The 22602-nt window shown below is 42.0% G+C and carries 25 protein-coding genes; 8 read left to right on the top strand and 17 right to left on the bottom strand.

Annotated features, from left to right (window positions below; translation table 11 throughout):
* Nucleotides 1–65 precede the first annotated feature (65 nt).
* Nucleotides 66–365, top strand: coding sequence for a protealysin inhibitor emfourin (locus V7K40_RS19995; RefSeq protein ID WP_334962709.1), 300 nt, complete (start codon nt 66–68; stop codon nt 363–365).
* 100 nt (nt 366–465) lie between these two features.
* Nucleotides 466–1392, top strand: a complete 927-nt coding sequence (locus tag V7K40_RS19990; protein ID WP_334962707.1) for a DUF4437 domain-containing protein — start codon at nt 466–468, stop codon at nt 1390–1392.
* Here V7K40_RS19990 and V7K40_RS19985 read toward each other — a convergent pair.
* Nucleotides 1389–2909 (bottom strand): amidohydrolase family protein, encoded by a 1521-nt coding sequence (locus V7K40_RS19985; protein ID WP_334962705.1) that lies wholly within the window; start codon nt 2907–2909, stop codon nt 1389–1391. The two genes, V7K40_RS19990 and V7K40_RS19985, sit on opposite strands and share 4 nt — an antisense overlap.
* 117 nt (nt 2910–3026) lie before the next feature.
* On the opposite strand from V7K40_RS19985, the gene V7K40_RS19980 reads away from it, so the two are divergent.
* From V7K40_RS19980 to V7K40_RS19970, 3 genes are all read left to right on the top strand, one after another.
* Nucleotides 3027–3821 carry an aspartyl/asparaginyl beta-hydroxylase domain-containing protein gene (locus tag V7K40_RS19980; protein ID WP_334962737.1) on the top strand — a complete coding sequence of 265 codons (795 nt, stop codon included), beginning with the start codon at nt 3027–3029 and terminating at the stop codon, nt 3819–3821.
* A 584-nt stretch (nt 3822–4405) separates the two neighbouring features.
* On the top strand, nt 4406–5413 hold the full coding sequence (locus V7K40_RS19975) for a zinc-binding dehydrogenase (protein WP_334962703.1): 1008 nt from the start codon (nt 4406–4408) through the stop codon (nt 5411–5413).
* 38 nt (nt 5414–5451) lie between these two features.
* Nucleotides 5452–5847 (top strand): nuclear transport factor 2 family protein, encoded by a 396-nt coding sequence (locus tag V7K40_RS19970; protein ID WP_334962701.1) that lies wholly within the window; start codon nt 5452–5454, stop codon nt 5845–5847.
* Nucleotides 5848–5970: 123 nt separating this feature from the next.
* Here V7K40_RS19970 and V7K40_RS19965 read toward each other — a convergent pair whose 3' ends face one another.
* The 5 genes from V7K40_RS19965 to V7K40_RS19945 all read right to left on the bottom strand — a co-directional run bounded on the left by V7K40_RS19965 (nt 5971) and on the right by V7K40_RS19945 (nt 10142).
* On the bottom strand, nt 5971–6447 hold the full coding sequence (locus tag V7K40_RS19965; RefSeq protein ID WP_334797433.1) for a hypothetical protein: 477 nt from the start codon (nt 6445–6447) through the stop codon (nt 5971–5973).
* A gap of 170 nt (nt 6448–6617) precedes the next feature.
* Nucleotides 6618–7205: a hormogonium polysaccharide biosynthesis acetyltransferase HpsU gene (gene hpsU, locus V7K40_RS19960; RefSeq protein ID WP_334962698.1), complete on the bottom strand. Its 588-nt coding sequence runs from the start codon at nt 7203–7205 to the stop codon at nt 6618–6620.
* Nucleotides 7206–7222: 17 nt separating this feature from the next.
* On the bottom strand, nt 7223–8179 hold the full coding sequence (locus V7K40_RS19955; RefSeq protein ID WP_334962696.1) for a glycosyltransferase family 2 protein: 957 nt from the start codon (nt 8177–8179) through the stop codon (nt 7223–7225).
* Nucleotides 8180–8202: 23 nt separating this feature from the next.
* Nucleotides 8203–9135 carry a glycosyltransferase gene (locus tag V7K40_RS19950; RefSeq protein WP_334962694.1) on the bottom strand — a complete coding sequence of 311 codons (933 nt, stop codon included), beginning with the start codon at nt 9133–9135 and terminating at the stop codon, nt 8203–8205.
* Nucleotides 9136–9317: 182 nt separating this feature from the next.
* On the bottom strand, nt 9318–10142 hold the full coding sequence (locus V7K40_RS19945) for a hypothetical protein (RefSeq protein ID WP_334962692.1): 825 nt from the start codon (nt 10140–10142) through the stop codon (nt 9318–9320).
* A gap of 326 nt (nt 10143–10468) precedes the next feature.
* Here V7K40_RS19945 and cobU point away from each other — a divergent pair, with 326 nt between their 5' ends.
* Both cobU and V7K40_RS19935 read left to right on the top strand, forming a co-directional pair.
* Nucleotides 10469–11041, top strand: coding sequence for a bifunctional adenosylcobinamide kinase/adenosylcobinamide-phosphate guanylyltransferase (gene cobU, locus V7K40_RS19940; protein ID WP_334962690.1), 573 nt, complete (start codon nt 10469–10471; stop codon nt 11039–11041).
* 76 nt (nt 11042–11117) lie between these two features.
* A complete protein-coding gene (locus V7K40_RS19935) occupies nt 11118–11537 on the top strand; it encodes a hypothetical protein (RefSeq protein ID WP_334962687.1) in 420 nt (139 codons plus the stop codon).
* Nucleotides 11538–11586: 49 nt separating this feature from the next.
* On the opposite strand, the gene V7K40_RS19930 is transcribed toward V7K40_RS19935, so the two are convergent.
* From V7K40_RS19930 to ndhI, 8 genes are all read right to left on the bottom strand, one after another.
* Nucleotides 11587–11808 carry a hypothetical protein gene (locus V7K40_RS19930; protein ID WP_334962685.1) on the bottom strand — a complete coding sequence of 74 codons (222 nt, stop codon included), beginning with the start codon at nt 11806–11808 and terminating at the stop codon, nt 11587–11589.
* A gap of 82 nt (nt 11809–11890) precedes the next feature.
* The gene (locus tag V7K40_RS19925) at nt 11891–12610 is read right to left on the bottom strand and encodes a DUF4079 domain-containing protein (RefSeq protein WP_334962683.1); all 720 of its coding nucleotides are present in this window, start codon (nt 12608–12610) and stop codon (nt 11891–11893) included.
* 230 nt (nt 12611–12840) lie between these two features.
* Nucleotides 12841–14505, bottom strand: coding sequence for a glycosyltransferase family 39 protein (locus V7K40_RS19920; RefSeq protein ID WP_334962681.1), 1665 nt, complete (start codon nt 14503–14505; stop codon nt 12841–12843).
* A gap of 614 nt (nt 14506–15119) precedes the next feature.
* Nucleotides 15120–15914, bottom strand: a complete 795-nt coding sequence (locus V7K40_RS19915; protein WP_334962679.1) for a GNAT family N-acyltransferase — start codon at nt 15912–15914, stop codon at nt 15120–15122.
* 403 nt (nt 15915–16317) lie between these two features.
* Complete coding sequence (locus V7K40_RS19910; RefSeq protein WP_334962676.1) at nt 16318–17238, bottom strand: NAD(+) kinase; 921 nt, start codon at nt 17236–17238, stop codon at nt 16318–16320.
* A 6-nt stretch (nt 17239–17244) separates the two neighbouring features.
* Nucleotides 17245–17550, bottom strand: coding sequence for an NADH-quinone oxidoreductase subunit NuoK (nuoK, locus tag V7K40_RS19905; protein ID WP_006199065.1), 306 nt, complete (start codon nt 17548–17550; stop codon nt 17245–17247).
* 59 nt (nt 17551–17609) lie between these two features.
* Entirely contained in the window at nt 17610–18224 is a 615-nt protein-coding gene (locus tag V7K40_RS19900; protein ID WP_334962674.1) for an NADH-quinone oxidoreductase subunit J, read from the bottom strand.
* A gap of 223 nt (nt 18225–18447) precedes the next feature.
* A complete protein-coding gene (gene ndhI, locus V7K40_RS19895; protein ID WP_334962672.1) occupies nt 18448–19032 on the bottom strand; it encodes an NAD(P)H-quinone oxidoreductase subunit I in 585 nt (194 codons plus the stop codon).
* 37 nt (nt 19033–19069) lie between these two features.
* On the opposite strand from ndhI, the gene V7K40_RS19890 reads away from it, so the two are divergent.
* Nucleotides 19070–19285, top strand: a complete 216-nt coding sequence (locus tag V7K40_RS19890) for a hypothetical protein (RefSeq protein WP_334962670.1) — start codon at nt 19070–19072, stop codon at nt 19283–19285.
* A gap of 60 nt (nt 19286–19345) precedes the next feature.
* On the opposite strand, the gene nuoH is transcribed toward V7K40_RS19890, so the two are convergent.
* From nuoH to sixA, 3 genes are all read right to left on the bottom strand, one after another.
* Nucleotides 19346–20464 carry an NADH-quinone oxidoreductase subunit NuoH gene (nuoH, locus tag V7K40_RS19885; RefSeq protein ID WP_334962668.1) on the bottom strand — a complete coding sequence of 373 codons (1119 nt, stop codon included), beginning with the start codon at nt 20462–20464 and terminating at the stop codon, nt 19346–19348.
* 353 nt (nt 20465–20817) lie between these two features.
* The gene (locus V7K40_RS19880; RefSeq protein WP_334962666.1) at nt 20818–21954 is read right to left on the bottom strand and encodes a citrate synthase; all 1137 of its coding nucleotides are present in this window, start codon (nt 21952–21954) and stop codon (nt 20818–20820) included.
* Between the two features lie 108 nt (nt 21955–22062).
* Nucleotides 22063–22557: a phosphohistidine phosphatase SixA gene (gene sixA, locus V7K40_RS19875; RefSeq protein ID WP_334962664.1), complete on the bottom strand. Its 495-nt coding sequence runs from the start codon at nt 22555–22557 to the stop codon at nt 22063–22065.
* Between the last annotated feature and the right edge of the window lie 45 nt (nt 22558–22602).

Below are 22602 nucleotides of genomic sequence, written 5' to 3'. Positions count from 1 at the left end.
TGTTCTGATCCCCATGCAACAGCTATTTCCCCGAGAGGTATTTGCCAACACTGGAGAGCAAAAAAATGCGGATATCCTTTGAACGCACGGGCGGCTTTGCTGGGATTACCAAGAAAACAACCGTTGATACAGACACTCTCCCGTCAAATGAAGCCGCCACACTTTCTTCCTTAGTGGAAGCTGCTGATTTATTTAGACTACCTGAACAAATTACTTCGCCAAATCCCCAGAGCGATCGCTTTCAGTATAAGTTAACAGTAGAAGATAACGGTAAACAGCATACGGTGACTGTCAGTGAGTCAGCATTGCCAGGAACCTTAAGACCCCTAATTGAATGGCTACAAAACATAGCACAAAAAAGATAATTTGCTGAATTAGCAATTGAATTTTTAAAGGAAAATCGAGTCAATCCAATATAAACTTAAATACCTAAGGAGAAGCATATAACCAGGAGAGTATGAAGTCATGGGCGAAGAGAATATAAATTTTAATTCCCCAGCAAAAAACCAAACTGATGATTTTTTGCATGTAGCATCTGTAAAAGAGGATTGGGGTGGAGACGGAAGAGGACGCATGAACCTATCAGGAAGGCGTACAGCGATTTCTAAAGAGTATGTACCTCGCCAGTACCAATTTTTTGATACAAATGCCGTACCAGAAGAACATGATTGGCGAGTGAGTGGAATGCCAGATAATGTACCATTTGGAACTAGGCGATCGCTAACGTGGCATGACTGTGGTGCATCCACTTCAAAAGTAGTTTTATCGCCTCAGTTTGAAGCACCTTCTGGCATCTTTACTGCCGATTTAGAGATTTTTGTCCTCAGGGGTGCAATTCACCTAATTGAATTGCAATTAAACAAGCATTGCTACTCCTTTATCCCCGCAGGAGTGAGAGTAGGTCCTTGGAAAGTGCCAGGTAATGAAGAAGTTGAAATACTCTGGATGGAGAACGGTCCTGTTCCATTGAAATATAAAAATGTAATCAACGATCATCCAGATGCTAAATTGCGTGACTTCATCCCTGCATTGGATAGCAAATTGCTACCGTGGAGCAAGACAGATACAGTTCAATTTGAGGTAGCTAAAAAAAAGTACTTAAGAAAAAATAGTAATGGGGGTGGAGTATGGTTGCTTGCTATCTTACCACATTACGATGGCAGGTATCAAATGATTCAATCTTATAATGAAGAAGCATATGGTTTAGTTGGATACTGTGATATAGGAAATTACAGTTTTGCAAAAGACCACTTTGGTTATTCTCCTAGCTTTAGCACTCTTCCTAGACACACAACGGACGATGGCGCTTTGTTCTTTGTCAGAGTTGATAGGGATTTATCACAAGTTGGAACAGTCTTGTCATATGCGCCTAAAGACGCATACGCTTTTTAAGCAGCAAAGTTTTTGTGAGAATTACTAGAAGGTCTTTTTAAATAGCGTCCAGTGGGCGAACCCAAAACCTGCCCATTGTTGTAAATCAAATTTCCACGCAAAAAGGTACTTTTTACCCTCCCAGTTAACTCTACTCCTTCAAAGGGTGTATAACCTTGTTGTGACTCCGACTCAGCCGCACGTACCACAAAGCTTTCATTCGGGTCTACCAACACCAAGTCAGCATCATAGCCAACAGCAATATCACCTTTTTCTAACAAACCAAAGCGCCGGGATGGGTTCCAAGATAGCAACTTAGCCATATGGTTGTAAGACATCCCCCGCTTGCTACCTTCACTAAATACACCAGAAAGTAAGTATTCTGTACCGCCAAAACCAGACTTTGCTAACCAAATATTATTCGGGTCTTTAGCACTTCTTTTTTGTTCAGCAGAACAGCAAGCATGGTCGCTAACTATCCAATCTACTTGATTGTTGAGTACTGCTTGCCATAAGTATTCTACATCGGCACGGGGACGAATAGGAGGGTTAACTTTTGCCCAAATTGTATTGGGAGTATCGACATCTAATAACAAATGTCCAACAGTAACTTCTCGCCGAAAATTGATATGGGGAAAAGCAGTTTGCATAGTTAAAGCTGCTTCCATTGCTTTACGTGAACTCAGGTGCAACAAATTGATATTTGCACAGTTAGTTTCATCTGCCAAATAAGAAGCAATGCAAATTGCTAAACCTTCGGAATGAGGAGGACGCGCTGCACTATAGGCATGTAGTCCGCTAAGACTAGAATCATTTTCAACTATTTTGGTATAAGCGTTGAGAATTTCTGCAACTTCACAATGCAAACTCAAACTGATAGTATCTCGCGCTTCTGGATGTTTTTCTATCAAGCGAGTTAGACCACGCATAATAAATTCAAAATGGGCGAAGTCGTACCGTTCCTCTTTGTTAATCATCAAAAAGAGGTTTTGCTGGTCTGACAAACCATGCAACCCATAACCGCCATAAAACATGAAGATTTTAAACGAAGATACACCATGTTCCTCAAACAATAGAGGTATTTCGTCGATATGCTGGCTAGCTATAGGTGCAATGTGATAACTGTAATCTACAAAAAAATTACCTGCGGATAACGCCAACACCTCTGGAAAAAAATCGCGGTAGGAGCCGCCTTTGTTAAGATAATACTGCCCTGTACGGATGTAATTTAAGCTGGTAGTCACGCCTCCCATAGCGGCTGCTTTGGTTTCAGTCACAGCATCTTTGTCGAGGGGTTGATAGATACCGATGTGCATATGGGCATCCACGACCCCAGGAAAGCCTAGCAGGTTTTTGCCGTCAAATACCTCTTTAGCTGTGTCTGGGCTAATATTAGGGGCAATCTGAGCAAATTTTCCATCCTTAATTCCTAAATCAAGTAGTGCGTAGGCGTAGCCCGTCGTAGACATCGCATCCTGATGGGGACGAACTACGCGCACATTTTTGATAATTTGATCTAATAGGGGGGTTTCAGACACAGTAGACCTCACACTAAAATGAGTTTAGTCAGGAATTCCAACATCGAATCGTGACGAAGACCAAATCTGATCATTATATAACGGTTTTTTATGAAATCATCTTCAGGAGAAAAGACAATGGAAAATTTTAATGAATATCATATAGACCCAAAGGAATTTACTTTTCTCAACAGTTTTCAAAATAGCTGGCAAGTTATTAGAGATGAGTTTACAAGCTTTATTAATAATGCATCTAATGAAGAGTTAAAACTCACTTACGAGATTCTGGGTCCTAAAAGTAAAACAATTAAAACAAAAACTAATGCAAAATACACTGCTTTTGGGATTTTATTTCAAGGTATATTTATTGAAGAATATATTCAAACACATCAAATACAATATCCTGATTACGGATTAGATGATGCATCAGAAAAAGCATTTGCATTAAGAGAGAAATATTTCCCAAATTTGGCTAAGGTGATAGAAAAAGTGAACTTTAACGATGATGGTGTCATCAGAAATGTGTATTTTGGTACATTCCATCCAGGCTTGGATATCAAGCTACATGTGAACTATAATCCTCATATGAATCGTGGCTATCTAGGATTGATTGTGCCAGAGGGCGATGTGGCTATGAAAATATGCCATGAGCAGCTTTATTGGCATGAAGGAAAATTTCTGGTTTTAGATCACAGCTATCCACACTGTCCGCATAATTACACCAATTATGACAGAACTGTCTTGGTTGTAGACTTTTTTAAACCGGATAAACCCAGAGAGGAAGTTATCCAATTTGAGAAAGAGCAAGTCACACAACGGATGCAAGATAATCCTTACAGCTTAGGTGTTTTTGGTAAAAGTGATAAAGCTAAAGAAGAAGATTTTATCAAGTATGGTTTAGCTCATCAATTAGAGTGGGAGAAAGCCTTATAAGCTTAACGTAACGCACCTTAGAGGTTATTTCAAAGTGTTTGGCTGTGATTTTAGGCACTTATTGATCTCCCCTAATCTACGCCAGTAGCTTATAGGAAAAATCCCCTACAGCCCTTCTCAAGACAGAAGACGCTCTTGCGTTTGGGCATCCTACGGCAGGCGCTAGCCTCTCCCAAAGGGAGAAGACCACGCTAGCTCCTCGTAAAAACGGGGAACTGGAATCAAAGTCCCCCTTTTTAAGGGGGATTTAGGAGGATCTACAAGTCTTTGATATATCACAAACAACTTTTCAAAAATATTCTTAGATTGTTGATAATACGTTAGCTGAAAGCATAATGTACCTTACATTTGAATGGTACTTACTTAAGTAAAAGTTACTGTCTAGAATCCAGACTTATTGAATAAGTCTGAATTCAAAATCAAGCCTAATTAAATTTATTAATATAGCTTAAAATATTTGCGCCAATTTAGTTGATAAAAGATTCATTTACAAGCCACCTTCTGCAACTAGTAAAATCACAAAGTCTCAAAAGCTATACGTTAAAAACAATAGTTGAGGAGTAAGGTAAACCTAAGATTTATATATGAACGTAACAAACTACAGAAAGTTAATTGCAAAGCAACTGAATCAAGATTTTAAATCTGCCGTTGAAATTGTCGAAATTTCTATTTCCAAACCTGCTGCTAATGAACTTTTAATTAAAAACAAATTTGCTGGCGTTAACGGTGGCTTTGATACTTTACTTTGTCGTGGTGATGTTCCCTATGTTAACTTAATTCCTCCCTTTGATTTAGGTGTAGAAGCTATAGGAAAAGTTGTCGCTATGGGTGAAAATGTTAAAGATTTTCAAATAGGTGATGCTGTCATAACTACAGCGCGTGGCGGCGGTTATCGAGAATATCAGGTTGTAGATGCAAACTTAGCAGTCAAAGTGCGTGAAGCTACACCAGAAGTTCTAACCCTGATTCCTACAGGTGTATCAGCCTTGGTGGCATTGGAACAAGTGGGGGAGATAAAAAGTAATGAAGTGGTTTTAGTGACAGCAGCAGCAGGAGGAACCGGTCATATTGCGGTGCAATTGGCAAAGTTAGCTGGTAATCATGTAATTGGTACTTGTAGTTCTGAGGCAAAGGCAAAGTTACTGAGAGAATTAGGGTGCGATCGCATTATCAACTATCGCACAGAAAACCTCAATCAAGTCCTCAAGCAAGAATACCCCAATGGGATTAATCTAATTTTTGAGTGTGTAGGCAAAGCCGTATTTGATACCTGCGTTGAAAACTTGGCAATGCGGGGACGCTTAGTAGTGGTTGGTTTCATCTCCGAATACGCAAAAGACTTGGAACAGATTACACAACCACGCATTTATCACCAGCTATTTTGGAAAGCAGCTTCTGTGAAAGGCTTTCTCATGCCTCATTATAAAGAACATATAGCAGAGGCACGCGATCACCTCTTAAATCTATTCTACACAGACAAACTCAAGGTTGCCGTTGACCCAACACAGTTTCAAGGTATAGAATCAATACCCGACGCTGTAGAATATCTCCTCAGTGGTCAGAATTGTGGGAAAGTGGTGGTGAGGTTTTAAGTAAGACGGTATTAGTTTATATCCAGTCGGGGGTGAGAATGACACAAGATTCAGAAAATACCTTAAAAGTTGCTCAACAAGCATTTGAGCATTTTACACATGGTCTGGCCACAGGGGAGTGGCAAGCATTTCTAGATATGCTCACAGAGGACTTTACCCTTTGGTTTCCCGTGGGTAAATTTCACGGGTTAAATGTGGGAAAAGAACGAGCTAGAGAGTTTTTCGAGTACGTTTCTGAATCATTCCAAGGCGGACTCACCCTGACCCTAGACCGTTATACCAGTAATGATACAACGGTTGTTTTTGAGTTTCGGGATGAGGGACGTCTGTTAGAACAACCTTACAAAAATCGTTTAGCAGTTTCTTGGGATGTGCGTGGAGACAAAATTTGCGCCTATCGAGAATATTTTGGCAGCGATGGGAAATCGTATTAAATAATTCGTAATGACGCTTTCTACGAGAGGCGCAAGGGATGCGGACTCGTTGGCGCAGCCTCTCGTAGAGAAGAGAGCTACGCTAACGTAATTCGTAATTAAGAGTTATTTCATTCACTCTCCTTAGTTCCTCTCAGGGTTGAGTTCGTTGATTTCTCTGCATTTAGCCTCTGCGGCTTGATATGCTGCTAAATAGTCTTGACCACCCAACATCACATCACCGTAATATTCATAAGGTGGATGACCATAGATTGGCAATGGATCATCTTCTGGATAATCTTCTTTCGATTCTTCAATGATGGCTTTCAGTTTTTTAACGGTTAGCCTTTGTGCTGCAAAATACCAGAGTTCTTGGGGATTTTTATTCAGGTGCGGTAATGTGGGATCGATGATGGTTACGTCGGAGCCTTCGCCTAGCTCAATCCAACTGTGTTCAATTGGTCTGTATGGCTTCCCAGCAAAAGCTAAAAATCCCTGAATATATCTTGCTCCCTCAGTCGATAATACTGCTTTGTAAGCATTATCAAATGGAGTGCTAGCTCTGCTGTTTATGAGTTCAGCAATTTTGATTGACAGCGTTTCATCCAATAGTTTGTTCATCAATAGCAAGGATTAGAGCAGCCATGAAAACATATTACCACTGCTACTTCCTGTCTTGCTTGGAGATTCAGAAAGCTGAGGGATATAAGGGAGGCTTGGAATGAGAATCGCTATAAATATGTAGAAAATTTAAGGGCGCACAGCTAGCTGTGCGCCCTAACTATGTTTATTTATAAAATCACGGGTTTTGTGGGAGCATCAAGTTTTATCCGAACCGTCTTGGGACAACAGGGGCTTCCCCAACAAACTTGCCCAGAAGGCATATTAGTAAAAACACTGCTACGAGCGCCAATCACAGCATTAGCTCCGATTTGCACTCCCGGCCCAACAAAACAATCTGCTGCCACCCATGCACCATTGTTAATAGTAATACTCGCTGTTTTCAACCCAAAGGCAGGGTCTTGGATATCATGACTACCAGTACACAGGTAACTTTTTTGGGAAATTACGCAGTGTTCACCGATGTGGATCTGATCGAGGCTGTATAAAACTACGTTATCTCCAATCCAACTGTAGTTGCCAATGGTAACTTTCCAGGGGTAGGTAAAACGGGCGGTAGGTCGAATTAATACGCCTTTACCGATCCGAGCGCCAAATAGTCGTAGTAAAGCACAACGCAGAATATTTAACGGTTGAGGAGTCAGGGGAAAGGCGATCGCTTGTACAAACCACCATAAGAAAATATACCAACTTGGACGTCCCCGATCAAACCAAGATTGGTCATATTTGCGTAAATCTACGAAAGCGTCATTAGTCATTAGTCATTAGTTATTTATCAGGAATCAATGGTCAATAGCTTTCCTTCTGATCCCCTGCTCCCCTTTTCCCCATCTCCTTCCTTTGAGCTAGTTGCAGTATTTAAGTGACCACCACAGTTGCGTAATTCGTAAAGCTTAACGCCAATTTGATATTCATATTGACTCAGCAAGCGTGCATAGATATATCCTGCTTTGCCATCCAAAAAACCACGTTGAATAATATAAAATAAAACAAACCGTAAAATGGGTTTAAATGGCAGGCGTACCCACACTTTTTTCAAAAAGCGCTTGCGTTGGACTGCATCACCAAATAGATTGGCATCGATAGTACCGCTATTATCTTTACCTGTGAGAATATTAAGATAAACACTAGCTTCCCAGTTTGAATAGCGGTTGTGTCGTTCTAACCAGTGGTAAAGGTCGCGGAAGTCTTCGTGGAGCATATCATTTTTGAGATACTCAACTTTGCCCTGCAAAATCACATGTTCGTGGACTTCATTGTCACCAGTGTTGGGAATATCTTCTGTATGTAGGTTTTCGTAGCGACCTTTTTTATGTTGAAATAAACGTAGATTCCAATCGGGATATTTACCACCGTAACGAATCCATTTTCCTAAGAAAAATACGCGGCGGTTGAGATAATAACCTGCATATTCCTTGTTTTGAATTGCTTGCTCAATTTCTTCCCATAGTTCAGGAGTGATGCGCTCATCACAATCTACAATTAGCACCCATTCGTTGCGGAACGGTAGATTATCTAAAGACCAATTTTTCTTTTTGGGCCAGCGTCCATTGAAGCTAAATTGCACGACATTTACACCATAACTTTTAGCAATTTCAACACTGTTGTCGCTACTTTGAGAATCTACTACAAATATTTCATCTGCTCTGGTGAGACTTGCGAGACAGGCAGGCAAGTTTACTTGTTCATTTTTTGCCGGAATTAGTACTGAAACTGGTATTTTAGATGGCATACAAGTATAAATTATGTTATTAGTTATTTCTTATTTGATGTGGATAAAAGACCCTGAATAGCAGCATTTAAGTAACCAATCTGACCGTAAGCATATACAAGTTTGTCAAACCGTTCTGCTGGATCAGAAAAATATTGCAATGCCTTATACAAGCCGCGCACAAACCGTTCGCTACCTCGCTGCAATTGGGCAATTCCAGCTTTACCAGCGAGTTGTTCTCGATAGCATTCACTAATACCCTGCCACCAGCCTCGGTTTAAAAACCAGGAGCGTTGCAGGCGCTCTGGGGCAACATTGTGAGCGACTAGTGCTTCGGGAAGATAAGCGACTTGCCAAGCACGTTGTAGGGCAAATTCGGTCATTTGCAGTTCTTCATTTGATAATAGATTTTTCCCTACTCGACCGAGATGAGGATCAAAACCGCCAATTTCATCCAGGAAACTACGGCGGATGGAGTAATTTAAGCCTCTGGGTGTTAAGCCAGGTTGCTCGATGTAGATGTTACTCTCACCCAAATCATATGCACCCAGATTTGCAGCTAGCCCTGGAGATAGCCAGCGTGGTTGTTGGATTCCTGGGGGCCATAGGAGAGTGACTTTGCCACCTGCGATCGCTAGTTTAGAATTATTGTAATAGGCAAAATATAAAACTTGTAGCCAGCCAGGGCTGGCAACGGCATCGTCATCCAGATAAGCAAGAATATCACCACTGGCTACTTTTGCACCCGTGTTGCGGGCGACAGATAAACCGATAGTGGGTTCAAATACATACTTCAGACGCGGATTGTGGGCCCTTTGTTCTACAACCTCACGGGTGCGATCGCTAGACCCATTATCAACTACCACAATCTCAAAGTCAGCAGCAAAATCCTGCGCTAAAAGACTATCAATTGCAGCCCCTAAATAGGTATCTCGATTGTGAGTACAGATAATCGCAGAAATTTGCGTGTTTGGCATAGATTTAATTTTGGATTTGAGATTTGGGACTTCGGCTTACTTCGACTTCGCTCAGTACAAGTCGCTCAGTCGAACGATTTTAGATAAAAATCTTAAATCCAACGCACACCTACTGAAAGTTAATCTAAACCAAAAATTACCAACCCACCAACCGAGTTTCTTCGGAAATAATCTTTAAAACTTTACGTTTGTTGAATATGACTGTGTAAAACTACAAGTGTTTGGGCTAGTTGACTTAGACGAGTTTCCAAAGATTGCTTACGCCCCAACAGTTGACGTAACTTTTGGTAACGCGCGATCGCCATGCTAACATTGGCAACCTGATCCGCTGGACATGGGCGCGACCAGACTTTACCAGCATCGTCCACACCACAGAGGCGATAGCCAGTAATAGATGATTGATAAGAGACTTTTCCACCAGTGGCGCAAATTTCTTCTACGTAGTTCATCAGGCGGTCAACTTCTGCATGGCGCAGTGTTGCAGTTCCTCCCAGTTCTGGTTCGGTGGGATTGGATTCTAACCAGCCATTGACAATTGGACCTTCTAAGTAAATATCTTGAATTTGCTCCAAGATATTTTGCAATTCTGTTTGCCAATCGGCGACACTTTCCTGAATTTCTTGCAATAGATTCATTGCCAATGCTGGATTAGCTCCGTGGCGATGGCTACTAAAGCTTGGAGTTTTCAACTTGGGTAGACTGGGTGTTTTACTACCATTCTCTTGTGCTTGAAAGGTCTGCACAGAGTCATGGTGAGGAAAGAAATTTTGTTCAGGAGGATAATCACTCTCAGTATCTACGCCAAGGTCAACTGTTTGTCCTTGTGGATTGAGTTCCCCATCCTGCGAGGATGCAGTCTGTGTACTTTCTGTCGGTTCGTTAGCTCCGACGCTGATTCTAAAGGAGAAAGGCCGTTTTGTCGAATCACCTGCTTCGGCGGCAGAGGCAGTGCCGCGATTCCCTAAATCGTGTAGAGTTGCTTCAATACGTTTTAAGCCTGCGTTCATAAAGACATCCTAAAGTTTGCTGTCCCCAATGGTGTTGAATAATTAAGAATGGGGTTGTTGGGATTTTCGGCTTTTGCCAGTTGTAACATCAATGATGCTGGTGCTAATTTTATCCCTTAAAAGTTATTTGAAACCAAAAATCTCACCTCCGAAGTAAAAACTGCGGTGATAAATTGCAATTAGTACACTGTGGTGAAAGTTTGCCTACCTTAAACTTGGGGCAAAATCCCCAAGTTTAAGCCCCAAGTCTTGCTAATTGAAATGGTAGCCGAATTTATGCGCCTGCTGTACTAGCTACTTATTGTTAAGATACTCAGGAAACAACTTTGGGTAAAATCATTTTAGTAACAGGGCCAGCACGATCTGGTAAAAGTGAATGGGCGGAAACTCTGGCCATGCAGTCAGGAAAAGCAGTTGTTTATATAGCAACAGCCACCGATAACCCAGATGACCAAGAATGGCATCAACGCATTTTAGAACACCAACAACGTCGTCCCCAAGACTGGGTAACTTTATCTGTACCTGTGGAACTGTCTGCTACCCTTGCTGATGCGAAACCTTATACCTGCCTTTTAGTTGATTCTTTAGGAACTTGGGTTGCTAATCTCTTAGAACAAGACGAAGCTACCTGGGAAAATATCCTTACAGAGTTGTTAGAAACGGTGGATCTTGTTGCTGCTGATATGGTGTTTGTAGCAGAAGAGGTGGGCTGGGGTGTGGTGCCAGCTTATCCGATTGGAAGGACGTTCCGCGATCGCCTGGGTTCTTTGGTGCGTCAGCTAAGTGCGTTCAGCGAAACTGTTTATTTAGTGACTGGTGGTCATGTTCTCAATCTGGGCGTTCTTGGTTCGCCATTGCCAAATAGAGGGGAAAAAGGAGTGAGGAGTCAAGATTCTTAACTCTTGATTCAAATTAATCCAAAATCTAAAATCGTTCGACTGAGCGAAGTCGAAATGTAAAATCTAAAATTGTAATATGGCAACTAAACAAGAAGTTAGAGGATACCTCGCCTACTGGTTTCAGTTGGGTAAGAAATTGATTACGGCCAACGGTAAGGCAAGCTTTTTGCCCCAATCAGTGCTAGATGGCGATCACTATAGTGAAGAATTTGAAGAGTGGTGGCAAAAAATTCTCTCACCCGAATCGGGTGATTGTTACCTAGAGGGTACACATGAAACCATTGCTGAACTGTTGACACCAGCATGGGAGATGCTACCTTGCAGCCGATGTAGTATGCCAGTAGCAGCGCGAAACGTCGGGATGCCGACATTGTTATGCCCCTGCAATAATTTACCTAACTGGCCTAATACCGAATTGCCAGCACCGCGAGAGCCAATTAAGACTCAAGACCAACTCAAAACAATTCGCGATCGGCTTGTAGATAATATTGCGTAAACAAAGAACCAATTTGTAAATTTGACAAGTTTTTTCTAATTATTAGGACTTATCCAAAAATTGCCAAAAAGCTTAATTTATCGTAGACACGTAGTGGCTTGCCGCAGGCTACCACCATCTCTACAAGGGCTTCCGCTAACACGCAGCGTCTCGTAAAGCCTGCGGCATAGCAACTCTTAGAGACACTCTTGCGTTCGCTTAGGGCGCAGCCTTTCGCAGAGAAGCCAGTGCGTTGCGGGAGTTCCCCCCGTTGTAGCAACTGGCCAGGCACAAAGAGAAGGAAAAAATGCTTAACTCAACTGTATTAAATTTTGTACATGGTTTTTTCTCATTTGTGAGAAATCCAGGTTAGTTCACTTTGGTGCTTGGGAATTTGGCGTTGGACAAGTTTTATTAGCAAAATCACACTGATAAATATATGGTTCTTGCCAACTCAGAGGAATTTCTAATAAGTCTCGCGTTCCTGTCATGCCTTGTCCAATAAATAGCAACAAAGCAATACAGTTTAAAATCGTATGGACGATGCGCCAGCGATTGGACTTATCTTGATAAATATCTTGAACAATTGCTAATGAAAAAATCATCAGTAATGCTGCGGTAATGCCAATATAATAATGTGACCAATACCACTCATTCGTCAGGCGATATACTCCATCCTGACAGCCTATAATTACTAAACCTGCACCAGTTAAAGTGGCAAAAACTGCCCGCCACACCCGCTGCTTTGCCCGATAAAGAAATACTAAAGAGGCGATAGTAGCAGCAAACATTAACACGATAAAAACAATTTGAAAAGGTGTTTTATTCCACAATTGATTTTTGATAATATTTTTGCTAATAGGATAGCTTAATCCGATTAAAGTTAGTCCGACAACTGCACTTGTTAGTCTTTCACCTAACTGCTTATGTTCTCCACCCACCACTGGGGGAATTTTACTCTTACTCCCAGCTAAAATTTGCAATCTGCGTTGGCGTGTTTGCCAAGCAAAATTTACCACTGTACCGATGAGTGGAAACACGAATATAATTGCGATCGCTGGATGTAAAAGACCAAGAAAATCTGTTAATTGCATACAACACCTTTCAAGGAATCATTGAATTAATATTAAATGACAATATAAAACATCGTTCTATCACTTAAATTAATTTTAGATGAGAATCTGTTTAATATTTATTTTTGTTATTTTTATATTATTTTAATAAAGCAAGTCTTTGAATATTTTATAAAATATTATAACTTTCATGAACAGTTTTTTTGCCCATCTGCATGAAGCATCTAATGTGTAGCTTCCCACGCTATCTATCAACTGGCAGATAACTTATTATTAGGTGAGATATTACGTCGCCGCATCTGAGAAAATTTAGTCAATTTCCAGACTGAATAATAGTTGTCACTGTAAACAACATCTGTCTTTACTTTATACTTTTTTTCGATTGTTTCGCGCCAAGTATTTGAAGGATTGAATAAAAACACATCAGCAAACCCATCAGGAATTTTGGGAATTTTTTGGTTGTTCACCAACAGAAATCGCACTTTTGGTTCCAAAAGATAGCTCAGAGAAAAGACATTCCCATAATTGTCGCCTAAAGCATCACTAATCAAAAGTGGACGAGTCGTTTGGTTGATGATTTGAGCAACTTGTGGATTGCCATAGCTCATACCCTTATTCCACCAAGTTTCTGCCTGGGAACTCACCTTATAAGAAATTAGACCACAAATAATTACTAATGCCATGATTATGTGCCAAATGCTCCGGTGTGACACGTTCCCATTATATAGTTGCGTAGCTAGTAGGTAAGCAACAGCTACTTGGATTCCTAAATAAGATGGTATTAAATACGGTTCGCTAGATGATCGTATACCCCCAGCAATTAAATCTGGCAGTATTAGGGGTAGTGCTGGCACCACAATTAATATGATGATAAACAACCAGACTTTATAATTAGTTGTTTTACAAATAAAATAAATTGAATATCCTACCAAAATTAAAAATAATGGTGTAATTAAATAGTCCAGAGGATTGTCTAAACTAAGGTCTATATCAAAAAAAATCCTGCTCAACTGCATCAGCAAAAATGGAAATATAGGCATCAAAGATGATTGCGTTGTTATCTTATCTGCTGAAATCAAAAATTGAAAAAAGTCACCCATCACAATTGTTATCCAAGGCATGAAGGCTAAAAAACCTACCAGTGATGCTAACAGATAAGTTCTGACAGTTCCCGTCAACTGAAATTTGGCAATGCTCATTACATAAATTCCGTGAGCAACTGCTACAAATGCACTCCAAAGAAATGTATAAAGACTGATGGCTAAAGTTACTGCATAAATGCTCCAGATAGCGAATAAATCTGGTCGTTGTCGTTCTTTTACTAGCTCATCTTTGTCTTGTAATTCCAGCCGCATTGCTCGCAGCAGAGACGCACTGGATAGCAATATGGTGACTAACCAGAGAATATATTCTTGTGCTTCTTGAGCGTATACTAGGTAAATTGGAGAAATTGCCATGAGTGCGATCGCTACACCAGGAACCGATAACGGCACATTAAATAATTCTTGGCATAGCCAATAAACACAAGGGAAAACCAGCAAACTGATGAAGACAGATAAACTTCTAATCGCCGTCACCGAGTTACCAAAGATTTCCATCCACAATCTGGCTATTATGTAATAAAGCGGTGGATGGTGAGAATTTTCTTTTGCCAAAGCCATGATTGTGTCATTTAAGTTTTTTTGTTGATTTGCACCTTGAAACTGGGCAAAACTTTCTCCAGCAATGACACGATTATTAAAAATTTGCTGTTTTACTTCAGTTATTGTGTAACCAGAAATTCGTAATGAAGTATAAGTTTCATCATGCCAGTAAACTTTGCTATCAAGGTTAAAAAAGCGAAATAATATACCCATCGCTAATAAGAAAATAATTAAAAATCGCAACCAACTCGGAGCAAATTTGAGATGGCGCATAAGTAGTTTTCCTAAGAAATTGTCTAAAATAATCCAGTCAGCAAAGAGAACTATTAGGACTCTTGGGACAACCCCATATCTAATATTGGGGCTTGTAATATGGACACCTTGTATCTAGCACTACGTGTCTTTCCCCAAATCTTTTTTTGTATTCCATAATCTTTAGACAGGAGCTTGTACCGATATAGGACAAGGGTTTTTTCAACAGTCCCCAAGCCGTCCCAATACGGTTCGGATAAGACTCGATCCCCCAACCCACGCCACTTGCTCCACTTGGGGTCTCCCCAAGTGGAGCAAGTGGCTCCCCTTAAAAAGTGGGGCTAAGAATGGCTCTATTTCCCCGTTACAAAGAGGGATCTTTATGGATTATGCAGCTTAACCGAACCGGATTGAGAGTCATCTGATTTTAAATATTGACAATAAATACCTCTCTTCTATTAACTATGAAAACAATTGCACAAGGTTGTATCAAATACGGCAAAACTGACCTTTTTTTTACAGCCGAGATGCAGATGTGGAGTAAAATATCATAAATATTCCTATTCTTACAGTCCGTGTATGCAGACTTTGTTCCTGTAGCCGCGACTGAGCGCCATTAGGTAAAAAGATAATTTTTACAAGATTTGGTAATGCCATCTAGCAAAGTCTTTGGTATTAGATATAGCTAAAAAATCAATAGTCTTAAAGTGTCGATCAATAGCTGGAATACTGCATATTTTAGCTCCAATATTCAAGTATGCCTGCAAAATTTTGGGAATTTCAACATTATATGAATCTGGAAAATCTTGAGGCATTTCTAAACAAGATTGTGAATTTGGATAAACCAAAATACTTGGATGCATCAAGCCATTCTGCTGAAAATAATCATAAGCGTAAGTAGCTTGCCAAGGACATTGTGTTAGTAATGATGCACAGCCAAATAAATATTGATTTCTACTCCAGATCAGATAATTTGCTAGCCCTTTCCATAGTAGTAAAAGTGCCTGACTGTTGCGGTATTCTTTAGCTATACATGCACGCCCAACTTCAACTGATGCCTGAAGCACAGAATGGGGAATCGCATTAAGATTAAATATATCGGCAGCATCAAAGCCTAGTCTTTGAGAAGCCATTGTATAGGTTTGCATCCGATAAGTTCCAATGGTTTTACCCGTTTGTTTGGAGATCAGGATTAAATGATGGCAAACTGCATCAAACTTATCTATATCCATCTGGGTAAAGTTAGAAGTAGAGAATCCCAACCCTAGTTCAAGATTAAAAACTTCAAAGCGCAACCGAAAAATTGATTCTAATTCTTCTTCAGTTGACGCTAGCCGTAGGGTATATTTTTCAGTTTGAAGGACGGGAAAATCTTCAAGAGGGGGAGGAGGATTCAGTGAGTAATTGATGTTGCGTCCAGAAACTTCCATCTATCTTCCTACTTAGATTTACGAAAATATCCTACTAGGATTTAGGCACTATACAAATAGCTCACATTATCCATTAATGTGTCGAAGCGTGATTGAGACGGTTTTCGATAAAAGAATCTCTAGAGAGCTTTTTTACTCTCTTGGATTAGGGGTAGAGTGCTTTTATTATGGACATTAATTCCCCAAAAATCTGGCAATAAGATACAAAATTTTCTTTTGATATCCGCTATAAATGCAAATCAGCAAACAAAGTTAAAATCAGGGCAGAAAGCCCCCGGATAAATCCAGGGGCTTGGATAATTTTGGTTACGATGTGCTTTTGCTTTGGGCATTGCGTAGACATCGCCTATGGTGGGCGGGTACGCCATCGCAATCTCCGGTAAATGCACTCTAAAATACTGAATTAATTACGGTGATTATTGCTGTAGTGAACCCTTGTACCTGCCCAAAGCAACTTCTCTCGCAGCGTCTGATAGTAGGAATTGTTCTCGCGCAAAATAATAAATTTAGCCCGACAATCTGCCATCCGCACATCAACGTGGTGTCCTGGCCAAATTGAAGTCCCCAAAACCCCATCTGTCCACAGCTTGGTACTCAAATCATAATCCCCCAAAGGCCAAATACTCACCACAGAACCAGGGGGTAAAACCAGGGGGCGACTAGAAAGGCTCATCGCACAAATAGGAGTGATGGTAATCGCCTCCATACCATCATGCATAATTGGCCCATTGGCAGAAACGGTGTAACCAGTAGAACCTGTGGGAGTAGCAATGATTAACCCATCCCCGACGTATTGATCGACTACTTCACCGTCGATTTCCATTTCCAGAATTGAAGTAATCATCCGGTCAGCGGAGGCTGGTTTGACACAAAATTCATTCAAAGCCAGGTAATGCTCACTTACTGGCTCCAAATTAGACCCATGACCCTCGTAGACAGCAGCTTGTAACATCATCCGTCGTTGGATAGCATAGCGATCCTCAAATAGTCGATCCCAAACTTTCTCCGTATCCTGAAACTCCTCCACTGACTCAGTTAAAAACCCCAGATGACCTCCCACATTCACTCCCAGAATTGGGATGCCAGCTGGAGCTAAATGTCTGGCACTGGTTAAAACAGTACCATCGCCACCGAGTACCAAAGCGAGATCGATTGGTTGAGCCGCCGAAGCCAAAAAGACTGGATAGGGGTTGTCTTTCGGCCCGCTAGGCCCCATCAACACATGGCACTGGCGACTTTCTAGTTGTTTAGCACAGACTTCTGCCCATTCTTTACTCTGGGCATCCCGCGCTTTATAAGCAATGATTACCTGCTTGAGTTGCACGCACAATTACCACTTCAGGAGATTAAACTGCTCCATATCGACGGTATCACGGTTACGATAAATGGCAAGCACGATCGCTAAACCCACCGCCGCCTCGGCCGCCGCCACGGTAATCACAAATACTGTGAAAACCTGACCCTTAATTAATGTTGAGTCGAGAAAGTTGGAAAATGCCATTAAATTCAGATTAACAGCATTGAGCAGTAACTCAATTGACATTAGCACCCGCACAGCGTTGCGGCTGGTAATTAAACCGTAGATGCCGATGCAGAATAAAGCTGCTGCTAGTAATAAAAAGTACTGGAGTTGCATGAATTTGGGTATCCCTCTAGAAAAAACTGGCTTTTTATCTGCGACTGAGATCGCAAATCTTACTCTTTCGTTTCGCTGGTTGTTGATACCAGTTCTCTGGGGCGTTCTTGCAAAGTCAAAACAGTTTGCCGCAGATCGGATGGTGTCAATAGGTCTGGCAAATACTCACGGCGTGCCAAAATAATTGCTCCTACCATCGCTATCAACAGCAAAATGGAAGCCAGTTCAAAAGGCAGTAAAAAGTCAGTGAAGAAATGTTCTCCAATTAAAACTATAGAACTTTCACCACCCACCACAGGAGCAGTTGAGTAAGTCCAAGGAGTAGCCAGCACCATTGTACTTAAAAGAGCAAACAATCCTACACTGACGATACCTGTTAGCACTTTCCGCACCCAAGAATTGGGAAATGCTACAAAATTCTGCCGCTTGTTCACCAACATAATGGCAAACAAAATCAACACGTTAATCGCCCCAACGTAAATCAGTATTTGTGCAGCTGCAACAAAATCAGCATTTAGCAACAGGTAGATTCCCGCTATGCTAATGAACACGCCCCCCAGCATAAAAGCAGAATAGACGATATTGGAGAACAGTACCACGCCAATCGCTGCCCCAATCATCATCACGCCCAGTATGCCAAGCGATACAAACTGTACTCCTTCCGCTAGATTCACTGTTTTTTGTCCTTAGTCAATCAATTTTGGATTTTAGATTTTAGACTTCGACTTACTTCGACTTCTCTACGAGACGCTGCGCGTAGCTTGCTTCCCCGTAGGGGTACGCTCAGTACAAGTCGCTCAGTCGAACGATTTTAGATTTTTGTTTTAATCCAAAATCACTAATCACAAATTTGCATGGTCATTGGTCATTGGTCACTAGGAAAAGGACAAATGACATTTATTTTTCTGTTTCTTCCACAAGGTCTTCTGGACGCGCACCCGCACGTGGCGCATCCGCAGGCAGTCCGTGGGGTTCGAGGACGCCCTTAGGTAGGTAAACTAGTTCGCGTAATGGTGTAACCATTGGGTCATCTGTTACCTTGTAGGGCAAACGACCCAGCGCCACGCTGTCATAGTTCAATTCATGGCGATCGTAAGTGGAAAGCTCATACTCTTCTGTCATGGATAGACAGTTAGTGGGGCAAAATTCCACACAATTACCGCAAAAGATACAAACTCCAAAGTCAATGCTGTAGTGGTTAAGTTTTTTCTTTTTGCTGGCTTTGTCGAATTCCCAATCTACTACAGGCAGGTTAATCGGACAAACGCGAACACAAACTTCGCAGGCGATGCACTTATCAAATTCAAAGTGAATTCTACCGCGAAACCGTTCGCCAAGAATCAGTTTCTCGTAAGGGTACTGTACGGTAATCGGACGCCGCCGCATGTGGTCGAAGGTAACAGAAAGTCCCTGACCAATGTAACGCGCAGCTTGTACCGTTTCTTTGGCGTAATCACCAACTTGTTTCAGGAACTTTAGCATTTTGTGTCTCTCTCTTTTGGATTTTGGATTTTGGATTTTGAATTTTAGATTTCAGATTCAACCCCTCCGGGTGACGCTCCTACGGACGCTCGTTCCTCGCTACCGCTTCGCTAACGCTACCGCCCCGCTAACGGCAGTCACTCATGGGGTCTTGGGGTCTCCCCAAGTGAAGCAAGTGGCGTGGAAACCCCCAGACGCTCACAGACTCGCTACCGCCCTTGGCGTATCCCCTTCTCACATTGGGAGAGGCTAACGCCAAGGGAGAAGACCGCGCTGCCTCACCAAAATCTAAAATCTAAAATCTAAAATTGGTTTACCCGCCAAAGGCGAAGGGAAAGGCTAGTTTCAGGGCGGCAGTTAATAGGAGATTAGCCAAGCCAACTGGCAATAAAAACTTCCATCCTAAATCTAACAGTTGGTCAATCCGTACCCGTGGCACTGTCCAGCGCAACAGGATAGCGACAAATACTAGTAAATAAGCTTTGAACACGGTCATCATGATCCCCAAAGCCGCAGTTACTATCTGGAACACAGGATTTAGTTCACTGACTCCCAGCCAACCAGCGATGAGGTTGAGGGGAACAGGAAAGTCCCAACCACCCAGGTAGAGAATTGCTACTAGTAGGGAAGAAAGGATCAAGTTAACGTAGGAACCCAGGTAGAACAGACCGAATTTCATGCCTGAATATTCAGTCTGATAGCCTGCTACGATTTCTTCTTCCGCTTCGGGTAAGTCAAAGGGTAATCGTTCGCATTCAGCTAGGGCGGCTATCCAAAAGATCAGGAAACCGACGGGTTGTCGCCAAATGTTCCAGCCCAGGATGCCATAGCCAGACTGTTGATTGACAACATCAACAGTGTTGAGGCTGTTAGACATCATAGCGATCGCTAACACCGCCAGTGCCAAAGGAATTTCATAACTAATAGATTGCGCTGCTGCCCGCAACCCCCCTAAGAGGGAGTATTTGTTATTAGATGCGTAGCCAGCCATCAGCAAGCCAATGGGTTGAATGCTAGATAAGGCAATCCACAAGAATACGCCCATGCCGACATTGCTAATTACGATATTCTGCCCAAAGGGGACGATCAGGAACGACAGAAACACCGGAATCACAACAATAATTGGGCCGAGGGTAAACAGCCAGGGGTCAGATTTGGCTGGTACTATATCTTCTTTAAATACCAGTTTCAGACCATCCGCTACAGGTACCAGCAACCCAAAAGGTCCCTGGTATTCTGGTCCAATTCGCTGCTGTGCTGCGGCGGAAATTTTCCGTTCTAGCCAAGTAGCAACTAATACCCCCACTGTTGCCCCGATCAGCATCAGTATCATTGGCAGGGGCATCCAAATCGCTTTGGCTGTTCCTGCTGGTATACCTAAATCCCGGAGGGATTCAATAAAAGTTCCTTGGAGGTCAATTCCTGAGTTCATGTTTCCGCTCTCTAAGACATCGAGTCATGGTGAGTTACAACTATTAGTTGAATTAATACCTGTAAATTCACCCATTTATAATTTTTGCTATGATGACGCCCGATTGAAGATTTGTTGCCAATTCCCATGCCTAGTATATCGTTGGATGGTTTGAGCACCCTGAAGCGAGATAAGAATTTCTACTTATAGTTGGCATTGAGATTGGCTATTAAGCGGACAAGAGGGCAAGGGGAGAGTATATATTTCAGGACTTACGCAGTGATGTGATCTGTGAAGACCACCCAAACAGTGCATAGTATATCGGGCATTGGTTCGATTTTCCATGCCCTGTTTGGCCAATGCCCAATCCCCAATTAACGTTGGTCAATAGGGGTATAAGTAACTTCGTGGTGACCGTTGTAAACCTGGGTAGGACGGAAAATCCGGTTTTCTGCTAGTTGTTCTTTCCAGTGGGCTAGCCAACCGGCAACACGGGCAATCGCAAATATTGGCGTAAACAAGTCTGTGGGAATCCCCATCTTCCTGTACACCAAACCAGAATAAAAGTCAACATTGGGATAAATCCCTTTGCTACCGAGTTTTTCCTCTACTACACGTTCCATCTCTTGGGCAATGTCATAGAACTTGTCATGCCCAAACTTTTCAAACAGCTGTTCTGCTAGACCTTGTAAGATTGTGGCTCGTGGGTCTTTCACTTTGTAAACACGATGCCCAAAGCCCATAATCTTCGCTTTGCGTTGCAGACAATCATCTATGTAGGGGCGTACATTTTCCACATAGCCAATTTCTTCCAACATCTGAATCACTTCTTCATTGGCTCCACCATGCAGAGGCCCTCCCAAGGTTCCCACAGCACTAGCAACCACAGCATAAGGATCAGTCAAGGTGGAAGCTGTCACCCTGGCACTGAAGGTGGAAGCATTCATTGTATGCTCTACCTGAAGTATCAAGCAGATATCAAAAATTCGCGCCATCAGAGGATCAGGTTCTTGCTCATTGAGCATGTATAGAAAATTGGCGGAATAGTCTAAGTCATCACGAGGACGCACGGGGTCATTGCCTTTTCGCATCAGTTGAAACGCCGCCACCATCGTGGGAATGGTTGCTATCAGGCGCACCACGGAATCTCGAATGTAGGCAGGATTATGTAAATCGCGGAGCGAATAAAACAAGCCTAAAGCAGCAGCAGAGGCTTGCAAGGCATCCATTGGATGACCGCTTTCTGGAAAGCATTTCATCATGTCTCGAATGCGGTATTTTATCCGCCTGTGGAAACGAACTTCATGCTCAAATGCTTCCAGTTCTTCCTTGCTTGGCAGTTCGCCCCAGATTAAGAGATAAGCAGTTTCCAAGAATGTACTTTTTTCTGCTAATTCTTCAATCCGGATGCCACGATATTCTAGTATTCCCTTTTGCCCATCAACATAGCTTATACTTGATTGAGCGGCGGGAATGCCTTCTAAACCAGGCTTGTATTCGCACACCATCATGGCACCACCATTCGCTTTTTGAAATATCTGATCAAGCTAACTTACCAGAAATTTATTGTCGCCATAACAGTAGCCGTTCTAACAACAATCGAAAATGTTGAAAAACTGTTATAGCAGGTACTTGGGTGGTGTCAACCAAAACATCTGACTACGACCCAGAGGAGAACCTGTTTCTGGTAGTTTTATCCCAATCATACCTGCTTTTTTCAAGACCAAGCTTGCTTTGACTTCCCCCCAGAGGAGAATTTCTGCCCAACTGGTCAAATCAGGTTCGTGTCCAACCAGCGCCAGTTGGGTCTTTTGGGAATAATTTTTTGGCTCTAACCAGTCTTTTAGCCAACTAGAAATTTGACCATCGTGGGCGAGGTGGCTAGATTCCTCTAACTGGGAGCTTAGTTTTTCTGCTATCAGGATTTCAGCCGTTTGGCGGGCACGCACTAGGGGACTGGTGAGAATTAAATCAAAGTTTAAACCTAATTTAACAAGTTGCTGGGCAACTTTCTCAGTTTTTTGCCGTCCTTCTTTGGTAAGGCTGCGCTCCTCATCCTTGATGCCTAATTCCTTGTCTTCGGCGATGCCATGACGAATTAAGTATAGTTCCATACTTTGATATTATGAGTGATCAGTTAGGCTGCTCTTAGGCAATGT

The sequence above is a fragment of the Nostoc sp. genome (genome assembly GCF_036917195.1).
Lineage (GTDB): Bacteria > Cyanobacteriota > Cyanobacteriia > Cyanobacteriales > Nostocaceae > Nostoc.
Note: the sequence above shows the minus strand (reverse complement) of the source record. Positions and strands in the feature narration are given on the sequence as shown.